The 12,938-nt window shown below is 65.9% G+C and carries 11 protein-coding genes and 1 tRNA gene; 5 read left to right on the top strand and 7 right to left on the bottom strand.

The genetic code is table 11. From position 1 onward, the window contains the following. Positions 1-61 precede the first annotated feature (61 nt). Positions 62-235, top strand: a complete 174-nt coding sequence (locus tag ACFEMD_RS09195) for a DUF5786 family protein (protein WP_278290408.1) — start codon at positions 62-64, stop codon at positions 233-235. Here ACFEMD_RS09195 and ACFEMD_RS09190 read toward each other — a convergent pair. The 3 genes from ACFEMD_RS09190 to ACFEMD_RS09180 are packed head-to-tail and all read right to left on the bottom strand — an operon-like array spanning position 232 to position 2,917. Further along, a complete protein-coding gene (locus ACFEMD_RS09190) occupies positions 232-957 on the bottom strand; it encodes a DUF7530 family protein (RefSeq protein ID WP_394740718.1) in 726 nt (241 codons plus the stop codon). The genes ACFEMD_RS09195 and ACFEMD_RS09190 overlap by 4 nt on opposite strands. Beyond that, positions 954-1,913, bottom strand: a complete 960-nt coding sequence (locus tag ACFEMD_RS09185) for an NAD(P)H-binding protein (RefSeq protein ID WP_394740717.1) — start codon at positions 1,911-1,913, stop codon at positions 954-956. Before ACFEMD_RS09185 ends, ACFEMD_RS09190 begins: the two co-directional genes overlap by 4 nt. A gap of 59 nt (positions 1,914-1,972) precedes the next feature. Continuing rightward, positions 1,973-2,917, bottom strand: a complete 945-nt coding sequence (locus ACFEMD_RS09180) for a YkgJ family cysteine cluster protein (protein ID WP_394740716.1) — start codon at positions 2,915-2,917, stop codon at positions 1,973-1,975. A gap of 80 nt (positions 2,918-2,997) precedes the next feature. Between ACFEMD_RS09180 and ACFEMD_RS09175 the strand changes: the two genes are divergently transcribed. Then, a complete protein-coding gene (locus tag ACFEMD_RS09175) occupies positions 2,998-3,243 on the top strand; it encodes a DUF7561 family protein (protein WP_394740715.1) in 246 nt (81 codons plus the stop codon). Between the two features lie 88 nt (positions 3,244-3,331). Here ACFEMD_RS09175 and ACFEMD_RS09170 read toward each other — a convergent pair. Beyond that, positions 3,332-3,420, bottom strand: a tRNA-Gly gene (locus tag ACFEMD_RS09170). Between the two features lie 181 nt (positions 3,421-3,601). On the opposite strand from ACFEMD_RS09170, the gene ACFEMD_RS09165 reads away from it, so the two are divergent. Together ACFEMD_RS09165 and ACFEMD_RS09160 are read left to right on the top strand one after the other, a co-directional pair. Beyond that, positions 3,602-5,443 carry a helicase C-terminal domain-containing protein gene (locus tag ACFEMD_RS09165; protein ID WP_394741049.1) on the top strand — a complete coding sequence of 614 codons (1,842 nt, stop codon included), beginning with the start codon at positions 3,602-3,604 and terminating at the stop codon, positions 5,441-5,443. A gap of 251 nt (positions 5,444-5,694) precedes the next feature. Next, positions 5,695-7,299, top strand: a complete 1,605-nt coding sequence (locus tag ACFEMD_RS09160) for a hypothetical protein (RefSeq protein ID WP_394740714.1) — start codon at positions 5,695-5,697, stop codon at positions 7,297-7,299. 422 nt (positions 7,300-7,721) lie between these two features. Here ACFEMD_RS09160 and ACFEMD_RS09155 read toward each other — a convergent pair whose 3' ends face one another. From ACFEMD_RS09155 to ACFEMD_RS09145, 3 genes are all read right to left on the bottom strand, one after another. After that, entirely contained in the window at positions 7,722-8,990 is a 1,269-nt protein-coding gene (locus ACFEMD_RS09155; RefSeq protein WP_394740713.1) for a class I SAM-dependent methyltransferase, read from the bottom strand. Continuing rightward, positions 8,983-10,167 carry a 60S ribosomal export protein NMD3 gene (locus tag ACFEMD_RS09150; RefSeq protein ID WP_394740712.1) on the bottom strand — a complete coding sequence of 395 codons (1,185 nt, stop codon included), beginning with the start codon at positions 10,165-10,167 and terminating at the stop codon, positions 8,983-8,985. Before ACFEMD_RS09150 ends, ACFEMD_RS09155 begins: the two co-directional genes overlap by 8 nt. Before the next feature lie 106 nt (positions 10,168-10,273). Next, complete coding sequence (locus ACFEMD_RS09145; protein ID WP_394740711.1) at positions 10,274-11,722, bottom strand: PQQ-binding-like beta-propeller repeat protein; 1,449 nt, start codon at positions 11,720-11,722, stop codon at positions 10,274-10,276. Between the two features lie 330 nt (positions 11,723-12,052). Between ACFEMD_RS09145 and htpX the strand changes: the two genes are divergently transcribed. Further along, positions 12,053-12,934, top strand: coding sequence for a zinc metalloprotease HtpX (htpX, locus tag ACFEMD_RS09140; RefSeq protein WP_394740710.1), 882 nt, complete (start codon positions 12,053-12,055; stop codon positions 12,932-12,934). The last annotated feature ends 4 nt before the right edge of the window (positions 12,935-12,938 follow it).

Raw genomic sequence — 12,938 nt, 5'->3', positions numbered from 1 at the left:
CGGGGGTGTGGGTCACCGTTACATTGATAAGCATCAGCTCCCTACAATGTGTATACTTACCATGTCAATGGGTGCCTATGACGAAGACGAACACGAGCGGCGCGAGGCCCAGGCCTCGCGGGTGGATGCGGATTTCGACGACGAGCGGACGATCTACCACGGCAAGGTCGAGTACGACGCCGGCGAGTCGGCCGAGGAGCTGCTGAGCCAGTTCGAGGAGATGAAGTCGGATTAGGGGGTCGTCCCGCCGGACTCTTTCTGGGATCGTCGCTGCAGCAGTACCGACAGCGCCGCCACCGCGACGACGGCGATCACGTGGCCGACGAGCGCGCCGACCAGGATCGGATGGCCCAGCACGAACGGCACGAACAGTAGCTGAACGCCCGCAAACGCCACGTTGAGTCCGTCAGTTCGAGCGTACTCCCGGGTCGTTTCCGGCTCGAACTCGTAGACGATCGACCGCCAGAGCCCGGCGACGGTCGCCCACCAGCAGGTGCCGATCCGGTAGACGACGTCCCAGAGGATCAACAGGAGCAGAGCGACCGCCAGCGCCGGCGGCTCGGGACCGAGGATCTCCGTCAGCAACGGCACGTCGCTGGTCCGGGGATCGGTGACGAACAGGTATGTGACCAGGAGGACGAACGCCATCACCCCGAGGACGACCTCGATGTTCGAGCCGAACAGCACGCGTCGGTACCCCTCGGGCGAGCGAAGTGCCCGAACCGAGCGGCTGTACCGGAGCATGAGCCAGCTACCGACCGCCGCGACGAGGACGGCGACGGTCCCTGGAACGACTGCCCCCCACAGCCCGTAGGCGGCCGCGACCACGAGCAGCGCCGCCTCGAAGACCGCGAACTGGATCCCGATGGCGAGCCGATCGGAGAGTTCGAACCCCGGCAACGCACCGACGATGCTCTCGTAGACCCACGTCTCGCCGTACTCCGGGGTGCGGGTCATTCCTCGAGCGGGTGCCCCTGGTCGGGCAGCCCGCTCTCGAGGGTGTCCCCGTCGAGGGTTACCTCCTCGGCGAGCGCGCTGCGGACGGCGTCCTCGAACGGCGTCGGATCGACGCCGACGAGCTCCCGCAGGCGGTCGTCCTCGACGACTACCGGGTTGACCATCCCCTCGATCAGCCGGTGGGCGACCTGCGAGTCGACGTCGGTGACGAGGTCAACCCAGTACGCCGACAGCGTCGGCGTCAGCACCGGAACCGGGACGATAACCGGCTCCCACCCCCGCATGATCCTCGCGGTCGTCCGGAGCATTTCGCCGTAGGTGAGCACGTCCGGTCCGCCGATCTCGTAGGTTTCGCCCGCTGTCTCGGAGCGTTCGAGGACCGCGAGCAGGTACGCGATCACGTCGTCGATGGCGATCGGCTGGCAGTCGACGCGGACCCACCGCGGGGTCACCATTACCGGGAGTCGCTTCGCGAGCTGGCGGACGATCTGAAAGCTCGCGCTCTCGCCGCCGATGATGATCGCCGCCCGGAGTACCGTCACCTCGGCGCTGCCGGCCTGCAGCTCGGACTCGGCAAGCCGTCGCGAGGCCAGGTGCTCCGACAGCTGCTCGTCCTCGTTGCCGAGTCCGCTGAGGTAGACGATCCGCCCGACGTCGGCGTCGGTCGCCGCCCGCTCGAAGTTCCGCGCGGCGCGTCGATCCTGTGCGATCAGGTCCTCGTCGCCGCCCCCCATCGTGTGGATCAGGTAGTAGGCGACGTCGATCCCCTCGAGCGCGTCCTCGAAGCTTCCTTCCTCGAGGACGTCGCCCTCCGCGACGGTAATCCCGTCGTCGGGCGGCTCGTAGTCGTCGGCGTCCCGAACGAGCACCGTCACGTCGTGATCCGTCATCGCACGCAGCGCGGCGACGAGGCGACTGCCGACGAAGCCGGTCGCACCCGTTACGAGTACGTTCATACGGTGGGTACGGAGGATCGGTCCTTAACGAGTCGCGTTGCAGCGGCTCTATCCTCGAGTCACTCCCAGCCCGGGGTCTCGGGGGCACCGCGTCGATCCTCGATTACCGCCGCGAGTTCGGGATCCGGAACCGCCTCGTTGGCCCGAGTTCGATCCCGACGTCGGCACCAGTCGTCGATCGCGGGCCTGATCCACGCGTCGCCCGCGTCCGGTTCGTCACCCTCGAGACGCTCGAGCGCCCGCTCGTAGTGTGGCTCCGAGACGGCGACGGTGCCGGGACTCGAGGCCGCGGCGACGGCGATGCACTCGGCTCGATCGGCCGACGACGGCTCGCCCCGCTCGAGCCGGTCGAACATGCCCTCGAGTTCGTCGGGGCGAGGGTGACAGAACAGCTTCGCACCCAGCGCCTGCGGACCGAACAGTAGCCCGTCGGGGTCGTCGTGGTCGCGCTCGAGCAGACGTTCCCCGCCGAACCGGGCCTCGACGCGCTCGCACTCGGTTTCGGCGTCCAGCGCGATGGTCTGCTCGGGATAGGTACCGCACTCGTCGGGGAAGCGGTCGCTCCCGTGGATCCGACACTGCAGCGTCGTCGGGTCGAGGAAGACGCAGGTCGGCAGCCACGTCGCCTCCTCGCGACCGAACGGCGCGACGGGCTTCGGCGGTTTTCGCAGGCCGACGAAGAAGACCGGACGGCCGGCGACGGCAGCCACGCGGCGGTCGCCGACCTCGACGCCCTCGCGTTCGTCCTCCACCGTCCAGAACCGCGGGGTCAGCACCGCGGCCGAACCTCGCTCGAGGAAGCTCCGGATCTCGTCGCGGGTCAGCGCGACGAAGTTGTAACTGCCGCCCAGCGGCACGCGCTCGGAGAACGCCTGCTCGCGTTCGGCATCGCCGTCATCTGGCGCCGATCGGGCGTGGTGGCGTCCCTTCGGTTCCTCGTCGGCCTCGAGCAGCGGCCGCCAGTCGAGACAGCAGCCGGCACATCCCTGGCAGTTCACCTCCATGGCCGTCGGTACTGCGGGTGTGGCCATAACGGCTGTGCCGTGGGGGAACGACTTTCACGGCTCGAGACGGATACTCGCGTATGGCGCGGGACACCTGCGACGGCTGCGGCCGAACGGTGACGGTCGCCGGCGGTATCGCCAACCTCTGGACGTTCGGCGAGGACGACGGCAGCCAGGGTTCGGCGATGACCCTCGAGTTCGAAAACGGCTCGGACCACCTGCTGTGTTATCCCTGTATCGCGGCGCTGCCGGACGACCCGACCGACGCGGACGTCGCTCGGCTGGAGCAGGTCGACGAGGAGACGTCGCGACTCGAGTCGGTTTGAGGCGGCGCCGGAAGGAGGGACGAGAGAGCGAGCGTGTGACACACCACCGAAAGCACGGTCGCGATCGAGTTCGAGCCGGCGCCGCGAGCGGAAGGGGTGGGATTTGAACGCCACGAGGCACGATGGCCGCCGCGGGCCTGACGGCACCGCGGTGCTCTACCGCTGAGCGACCCTTCCGCACTCGAACTCGAGGACGGGGTCCGTATTCGTAATCGACTCGCTACCCCGACCGTATCGACCGCTTACGTCCCGATAGGCGGGGCTTTCTCGAGTTGCGAGGAGCGAAACGGACGACGGTAGTCGCACGTGGCGTAACGGTTCGCAGCCTTTAGGACGCGACCGCCCCGTGGATCGAACGGTGAACCCCGAGCGGATCTTCGACGGCTTCCCCGCGCCGAGCTACCGCGGGGCCCAGGAGCAAGCCCTCCGCGACGTTCGCGACGCGTTCGCGGCCGGCAACGACGTCGTGTTGGTGCGCGCGCCGACGGGCAGCGGGAAGTCTCTGCTCGCGCGGGCCGTCGCCGGCTGCGCGCGGACCGTCGACGAGGCCGAGCCCAGCGAGGCCGCGGGCGCCTACTACACGACCCCGCAGGTCTCCCAGCTCGACGACGTCGCGGCCGACGATCTGTTGGCCGACCTGAACGTGATCCGCGGGAAGTCGAACTACACCTGCATCCTCCCCGACGAGCGTGATACGCCCGTCAACCAGGCCCCCTGCGTCCGCGAGCGGGGGTACGACTGCTCGGTCAAACACCGCTGTCCGTACTTCTCCGACCGGGCGATCGCCTCGAACCGGAAAATCGCGGCGATGACGCTGGCGTACTTCATGCAGACGGCGGGCAGCGAGGTCTTTCGCACGCGAGACGTCGTCGTGATCGACGAGGCCCACGGGCTGGCGGAGTGGGCCGAAATGTACGCGACGATCCAGCTCGGGCCGCGGACGGTGCCGTTCTGGGACGAGCTCCGTGTTCCGGAGGTCGACGGTCTGGATCGGGCGGTCCGGTACGCCGAGAACGTCGCCCAGATCTGTACCCGCCGGAAGGACGAGCTACTGTCCCAGGAGTCGCTCACGCCCCGCGAGGTCCGCCAGCGCGACCGCCTCCAGGAACTGATCGGCGAGCTCGACTGGTTCGTCTCGGACTACCGGGATCCACAGAGCGCGACGACGTGGTTAGTCGACCAGTCCGATCCGCGCTCCGGCGGAAGCGAAGGAGACGGTGGGGATTCCGAGGAGGAGGGCGAGAAGCTCGGCGGCCCGCTGACGATCAAGCCGATGGATCCCGAGCGCTACCTCCGGCACACGGTCTGGGACCGCGGGAACAAGTTCGCGCTACTGTCGGCGACGATCCTGAACAAGGACGCCTTCTGTCGGCAGGTTGGACTCGACCCCGCCGACGTCGCCCTGGTCGACGTCGAGCACACGTTCCCCGTCGAGCACCGCCCGCTGTACGACGTCACGCAGGGGAAGATGACCTACGAGCACCGCTCGGAGACGACGCCGAAACTCGCCCGCACGATCGTCCGGGTTATGCAGGAACACCCCGACGAGAAGGGGCTGGTTCACGCCCACTCCTACGACATCCAGGAGCGGCTGGCCGACCTGCTCCGCGACTTCGGCGTCGGCGATCGGATCCGCGTCCACGACCGTGACAGCCGCGACGCCGCCTTAGATGAATGGAAGGCCAGCGACGACCCCGACGTCTTCCTCTCGGTGAAGATGGAGGAGGCGCTGGATCTCAAGGGCGAGCTCTGTCGCTGGCAGGTGCTTTGCAAGGCCCCGTTTCTCAACACGGGCGACTCGAGGGTCGCCCACCGCCTCGAGGAGGGCCAGTGGGCGTGGTACTACCGAACCGCCCTGCGGACGGTCATCCAGGCCTGCGGCCGGGTCGTCCGCGCGCCCGACGACTACGGCGCGACCTACCTCGCCGACTCGAGTCTCCTCGACGTCTTCGACCGCGCCCGCTCGGATACGCCCGACTGGTTCGCCGCTCAGGTCGAGCGGATGGAGCGCCCGGAGCTGCCGGCGTTCGAGCCGCAGGCGGCGGTCGGCGACGGCTCGAGTTCGGTCGGTCGCTCGCGAGATGGGGCGAAGCGGAGCTCGAGCGGGCGCTCGAAGGGAACCACTGGTAGCTCCGGCTCGCGCTCGCGGCGCTCGTCGGGCTCGAGTCCGCTCGCGGACGTCTGGGATACGGACGGATAGTTAACAATCGGATTCCCTTCGCAGAGACGAGTGGCCGAGGCGTTACGTAGAGCGTGCGCACGTAACGCCGTCTCTTCCATCAGCTACTGGAGATGTTGAGAGGGCCGTGCTGAATCTACAGCGGGGATGTGGCCCCCTCCGGAAGTCGATTGGCACAGGACAGCAGCCGTGCAGTATAGCACGTCAGTATGTAAATGCGGTTGGCTTGTGCAAGCCCCCGCAATTATACTAAAATGTGATAGTTTCTAACTGTGACGAGATTCAATCGGCGGAAACTGCTCGCATCGGGGGCGGCTCTTGGAGTAACTGGACTGTTTGGGTCGCTGTCAACGGCCGCGGACGAACACGGCGAAGAAGCGGAGACGCAGGATGTTGACGTCGAGTACGAGTATCGGCTCGAAGGGGAGGGAGACGATGAACAGCTCGAAGAACGACTCGACCTGTCCTCGGTTGAGTACCATTACGTCGGGGACGAGGATGAGCCGCAGACCTGCTACGTTACGTTCAGTGCGGAAAACGTGAGCGACGATGAAATTAGGGTTGACTTTTGGGCTACTGTGGATGGCCATAGTACGTGGGACGTTCAGAGACTACTCGACCCGGGCGAATCCGGTGGTGAAAGGCTGGAGTCACTCAATCCCGATAACTGTCCCACCGATCCGGATCAGGTTACGATCACTGCGCGATCCCCGTACATCGGGGACCCACACGAACCTCCCGAAGACGACGAAGGCGAAGACGGGGACGTTGAGTTCGAATATACGTATACAGTTGAGCAAGGAGATGATGAACAGCTCGAAGAGCGACTAGAACTGTCGTCGGGTGAATTCGACTCTTGCACCGTCGAAGCGGATGCTGAAAACCTCAGCGATGATGAAAGTATTAGCTTCTACCGCCATGCTGTCGTAGATGGGAACCCGACGCACGAAAGTGTAACTTCACTTGATCCCGGTGAATCAGACTCCATAAGTATGGATATAAATCAGGGGGTAGCGGATGAGTGTCCCGATGATCCGGATCAAGCAACGGTCCATACATGGGTGGCCAGCATCGGAGAATCAGACGAACCTCCTGAGGACGAAGAAGACGAGGAAGCAGAGCCGCAGGACGTCGAGGTCGAGTATGTGTATGAGATTGCAGAGAACGCTTACGGAGACGACGAACACGTCGAAGAACGACTCGAGCTATCGTCGGGTGAGTACTACCTCGACGAGCAGGAAGATAGTTCGAACTACTGTTACATCGAGTTTGAAGCTGAAAACGTGACCGATGACGAGGCGATCACGATTTACTTCGAAGGTCGCGTGAATGACAACAACACCCATGAAAGGCCGGAAGAACTCGAGCCTGGCGAATCCATCTCTCTGAGTCTAAGAGGGATCGAGGAGTGTCCTGCTGATCCGGATTTGGTTGAGGTCCGTGCATGGGTTCCGCATATCGGGGAGCTAGACGAACCTCCCGAGGACGACGAGGACGAGGAAGAGGCCGACGAGGAGCCCGAAGACGAAGAGGAAGCTGACGACGACGAACCCACGGACAAAGCCGATCTCGATCTCTCGGTGTCCGCACCTGACTCGATTCCGTACGAAGAAACAGCAGAGCCGAGCGAGGACGCCGCCGATTTCTGCATCACGGTGACGAACCACGGCGACGAAGCGGTTTCGGTCGACGGTCAGTTCGAAATCGGTCCCATCGACGAACCGCTCCCGCTCGATCTAGAACCCGACGAGACTGAGACCGCCCATTACGGCGTCATGAGTCGGGATCTCGGCCCCGGCGACCACGACTGGACCGTCACTGCGAACGGCGAAACCGAAACCGGGACGCTAACCGTGACCGACGACGAGGAGTGCTGACCGACATCAGCCTCCGAATACCGAGGACGGTGTGAAACGAACGAAGCCGTCGTGCTGAACTCATCTTCTGTCTTCTATATTCGGCAACTTTTTTGATAGCTATCGGAACAATCGGTTGCTGCGCCGTTACTTCCTTCATCTATACGTAGCGGCTGTCACTCTCGAGTACAGTTGCGTTTGAGTACCAAAAGTCCCGAGCGCTGGCGCTCGTGAGAGGGGTTCGGTCGCTGATGGGGTGGAAGAATCCGCTCCGACGGTCGTATGTGGACGTCAGAACGCTGCCGTCGCGCCCCAGGCGACCATCGAGGTCACCATGAGCACGACGAACAGGAGCGCGATGATCTGGTTTCGGTCCATACGTACGCGCAGTCAGCCCGACAGTAAGAATGTCACGCCCGGCTCACTCCTCGAGTCGCGTCGACTCACGCTTCGTCGCCGAACCGCGCGTCGACGACGACGTGGGCGACGCCCGCGCTGTGGCTCTTGACTCGTCGCGTTTCGAGCACCTCGAGCGCTCTGCCCGCGTCCGCGGCGGCCGCCTCGAGTCGCTCGAGCGGTCGGTCCCACAGCCGCGACTCGGGGACCGCCTCGTGGTAGTGGACGATCCCGCCGGGCGTGAGGGCCTCGAGGGCGTCGGGGAGAAACGTGTGGGCCTCGTCGGTTCTGGCGTTGCGGGCGTCGTCCGCCCTACCCTCGCCTCCCGCGTCGTCGGCACGCCCGTAGTACCCCATCACCACCCTGTCGACCTCGAGCTCGCCCGCGACGTCCCGACAGTCGGTCATGTAGGCGTCGACCCGGGCTGCGACGTCGTTGAGGACGGCGTTCTCGAGGAGGTAGCGGAAGGCGGTCGGGTTCAGTTCCGTCGCGGTGACGGTCGCGCCCGCCCGAGCCATCGGGAGCGTAAAGTAGCCGATGCCGGCGAACATGTCGAACACTCGTTCGCCGGATTCGACAACTTCGCCCATCCGCGCCCGCTCGGCCTGGTTGCCCGGCGAGAACATCACCTTCGCGGGGTCGAGCCCGTATCGAGTACCGTGTTCGGTGTGTACCGTCTCGGTGTCCGTCTCGCCCGCGAGCAGTCGAGTTTGGGGCTCGCGGTAGGTGCCCGCCGCCCCCTCGTTGGCGATCCCCTCGTCGGCCAGCACGCTGTCGGTCTCGCCGTGAAGCTCGAGCAAGGCCTCCGCGACGTCGGTTTCGTCCGGACAGTCCTCTGGAATCGTCACGAGCACGACGGAGCCGATGACGGCCCACGATCCGGGCGCCCTTTCGAGGTCGTCGTCGCTCCAGCCCCGCCCGGCCAGCAGATCCTCGAGATCCCGACTCCGGCGCTCGGGCTCGAGCTGGCGGACGACCTCGAGGACGCGCGTCTCCGTCGGAGGCTCGGTGATCGGGAGCGCGATCCGTTCGGAGTCCTTCTCATGAGTGGCGCTGTCCTCCGAGGACGTCATTTCACTCACAGCCAGATCCTCCTCGAGCGTGCCGTCGACGCGTCCGCCGTGATCGCGAACCACGTCGCTGACCGCCTGGACGCGCCGCGAGTCGTCGTAGACGCCCTCGGCGCGAAGCGACTCGATGGCCGTTTCCGTTCGCGTCCGCTCGACTATGGCCGCCAGCGGGGCGTCGGCGCGCTCGAGCGAGTCCATCGCCGTCGTTGCGTTCGGTTCGGGATCGGGTTCGGACCCCTCAGGCATCGTCCTCGTAGGGGTCGTAGTAGCCGTCGTCGTCCTCGTCGCCGGCGTCGGAGTCGGGATCGGGAAGGATGTGGACCCCCTCGCGGCTCTTCAGGACGGGCACCGTCTGCGCGTCGGGATCGAAGTACTCCGGCCGAGCGACGGTCTTTGCCTGGAACGTCTCGGGGTCGAGCACCTGGACGGCGTTCTCATCCTCGACGGTGACGACCGTCGTCTCGACGGCGTCCTCGAGGTCGCCGAGCCTGCGGGCCTCCGGGGAGTTCCCCTCCTCGTAGCTCGCCTCGTAGCGCTCGCCGGTCGTCACGCGGGTTCCCTTGAGGTTGCCCCGGGCGCTGCGGACGATTACCGGGCCGCCGTCGTCGTCCGCCAGGTCGATGATTTCCCCGGGGGTGTACGGCGGGAGCCGGACGGCGAACGTTACTCGATACACTTCGTTGCCGTCCTCGTCCTCGGTGACGAGCGTCTCGGCGTCGTTAACGGTTCCGCCGAACTCCTCGACCATCTTGTTCGAGATCTTCTTCCCGATCTTGTTGGTCGAGACCTTGATGTCGAGTCCGTCGTCGGTTTCGCTCGTCTCGGTGACGAAGGCGTTGCGGTCGCCCGTCGCCTCCATGTCGGCGACGACCTGATTCGCAATCTCCTTGGCGCGGTCGACCTCCTCGCTCGTCGGCGTTCGGTCCTCCGCGCGGATCTGGACGATACTGGCGTAGTAGTCGCCGGCGATCCGACCGCACCGGGTACAGGTCTGACGGGCGATCTTCACCGGTACCATCACCTGCTCCTCGACGGGCGTGTCGCGAACGACGCCCGTAAAGTAGGCGTGCATCCGGATCGTATTCTCGCCGACCTGTTCGGGCTCGACCTGCCAGGCGACGTCCTCGACGTCGACGTGGACCGCCAGCGCCTCGCTTACCTCCTCGATGGCGATGTCGGTGTAGTTCTGTGCGCCGACGTCGACCCACCGGTTGCCGCGGTGGACGGCGCCACAGCGGGCACAGACCTGGACGTCGATTCGATCCGGCGCGTCGATGAAGTCGAAGTCGTCGAAGTAACAGCTGTCACAGAGTTCGACCTCCGTCCCGGGTCGGAGCGGATCCGCGGCCGCGTCCGCGTCGCTCGCCGATCGGTCGGGTACCGGATCCCCACACCGGGGACAGAACGCACGCGACTCACTCATTGTCCCCGATTGGGCCGTGGCGGTGTTAAACGGCCCGCTCTCGGCTCGTCGCTTGCACGCCCGAACTCGAGCGCGCCACCCGGACGCGAGTCCGAACCAACCGCGCTCACTCCGTCTCCGCGGGCTCGACGCCCGCGTTCCGCCGGAGCCACTCGAGCGCGACGGCGCCACCGAGCAGCCCAGCGCCCGTGGTAAAGCCGGGTATCCCCTCGTCTTCGCCGTCATCGTCTCCGAGGACCTCGTCGGCCGATTCGGTGTCGCCGTCGTCGGTCTCGTTGTCATCCCCGTTGTCGGAGTCGTCGGCGTCCTCCCCGACGTCCTCCGGATCCTCGGCCTCGAACGTGTCGTTTCCGTTCTCCGGCTGGGTGACGTTGTCGCCGTCGGTCTCGTTGGCGTCGACGTCGTCGAACGCCGATTCGGCCCGGATCGCGAGCAACTCGCCGGCGACGGCGTAGAGCGTGTTGTCGGCGATCGCGAGATCCCCGGGCTGGGCGTCGGTTTCGATCGACCACTCGACGGTGCCTTCCTCGAGGTCGAAGGCGACGATCCCGGGACCCTGGTTCGAGCTCTCGATGCCGACGTACAGCTTCTCGCCGTCGGCGATCGGCGGGCCGTACGTCGCCGCCTCGAGTCCGGGACGCCACTGTTCGTCGCCGCTCTCGCGGTCGTAGCCGACGATGTCGGTCTCGGTCAGCGCGTAGATGCGGTCGCCGGTCGCGAGCGCCGAGGCGTACCCCTCGCCGGTCCAGCGGAGGTCGCCGCTCCCGGTCTCGTAGACGACGACCTCGTCGAGACCGCCGGCCTGCACCGAGACGGTGTCGTCGGTCGCGACGACGACCTGCTTGCGGAATCCGCCGTCGTGGTTCGCCCACCGACGGCTCCCGTCGTCGGCTTCCAGTGCGTACAGGGTTCGACCGTCGGTCACGAAGACGGCGCCGTCGGCGACGGCGACGGCCTGTCCGTGCAGCTTTCGGCCGTCGCCGTCGGAACGCCACCGCTCGGTCCCCTCAGCGGCGTCGATCGCGTAGAGGATACCGTCGACGACGACGAACACGCTCTCCTCGGCGACGATCGGTTCGGGGACGTCGTCCTCGAACCCGATCGTCCACTCGATCCCCTCGAGGTCGGCGTCGAGGGCCGCCAGTCGGTCGCCGCCGACGTAGATCCGTCCGTCGGCGACCGTCGGCGCGCCATCTGCGCCGACGTCGGAGCTCGCTTCGATTCGGTCCCCGTCGTCGGCGTCGTAGGCGTGGACCGCGCCGTCGTCCGTCTGATAGACGACGCCGTCGACGACCGCGACGGGACCGGTCGCGTCGCGTCTCCACTCGACGACGGCCGGATCGTCCGGCCCGCTCGCCTCGGGAGCGTACCCGGTGTTGCCCGGGTTCCCGCGGCGGGACGTCCAGCCTTGCGTGTCGGACTGGACCGCCGACCCGGCGCTCGCGCTGTCGGTGATCGCCCGGTCGTCGGCAACCGCGGCGTTCGCCGCGAGGGTACCACCGATCGCGACGACCCCGGTCCGTTTCAGCACCTGCCGTCTGCCGTACCCCGTCATATCACACTCTTGGACTGATCACTCTTCCCTATCGACTTCGTAGTATCGTTCCGACGGTCCGACCGATCGTTCCGAAACCGAAACGATTCCCGTCGATCCGGGGCGATCGCTGTCGCGTGGCGCTCTCGCTCGAGCCTCCACTCGCGCCGAAACCGGACCGTAGCGGATTGCCAGGAACGACCGGCAGACGCGCGTCTGACGTCGCTCGAGCGACGGTGTCCCAGTCCAAGGGTTTCCACGCGAAACAGGGGGGTTGGGACGGCGGCCCGTGTGGGATGTCCTCGTCTGCCACTAACCATACTTATCTCGCCGGAGTCCCTCGTTCCGGGTATGGACTGGCAGCCGGACTGGGGACTTCGCGCGCGGATGTTCGTCACGATGTTTCTGCTGTTCGCGCTGTACATCGTTTTCGCCGGAGTTCTCACGGCGTATCTCACGGGAGGAGCGAACCTCCTCGTTTTCGGCATGATCTTCGGCGGGTTCTCGCTCGGACAGTACTACTTCAGCGACACCCTCACGCTCAGGAGCATGGGTGCGAAGACGGTGTCGGCCGAGGAGTACCCGCAACTGCACTCGTCGGTCGAACGGCTCTCTCAGCAGGCCGATCTGCCGAAACCGAAGGTAGCGGTCGTCGACTCGAAGGTACCGAACGCCTTCGCGACCGGCCGCAACCAGAAGAACGCCGCCGTCGCGGTAACGACAGGGCTGATGCGGACGCTCAATCAGGAGGAGCTCGACGGCGTCATCGCCCACGAACTCGCCCACGTCAAGAACCGCGACATGATGGTGATGACGATCGCCTCCCTCCTCTCGACGATCGCCTTCATGATCGTCCGCTGGGGGGCGTTCTTCGGCGGCGGTCGGAACCGCAACCAGGGCGGGATCATGGTCGCAATCCTCGTCTCGCTTGTCGTCTGGATCATCAGCTACCTGCTGATCCGCGCGCTCTCGCGGTACCGCGAGTTCGCCGCCGACCGCGGGGCCGCGGCGATCACCGGCAGACCCTCGGCGCTCGCCTCCGCGTTGATGAAGATCTCCGGCGAGGTCGACAAGGTCCCCGACAGCGACTTGCGCGAGGAGGCCGAGATGAACGCCTTCTTCATCATCCCGATCAAGTCGGGAATCGTCGGAAAGCTGTTCAGCACCCACCCCTCGACCGAGCGACGCGTCGAACAGCTTCGGGACCTCGAGCGCGAGATGGAAGGCTTCTAAGAGG

Origin of the sequence: Natronococcus roseus (genome assembly GCF_043677095.1) — an archaeon.
GTDB classification, from domain to species: domain Archaea; phylum Halobacteriota; class Halobacteria; order Halobacteriales; family Natrialbaceae; genus Natronococcus; species Natronococcus roseus.
This window is presented reverse-complemented; position numbering and strand designations above follow the sequence as displayed.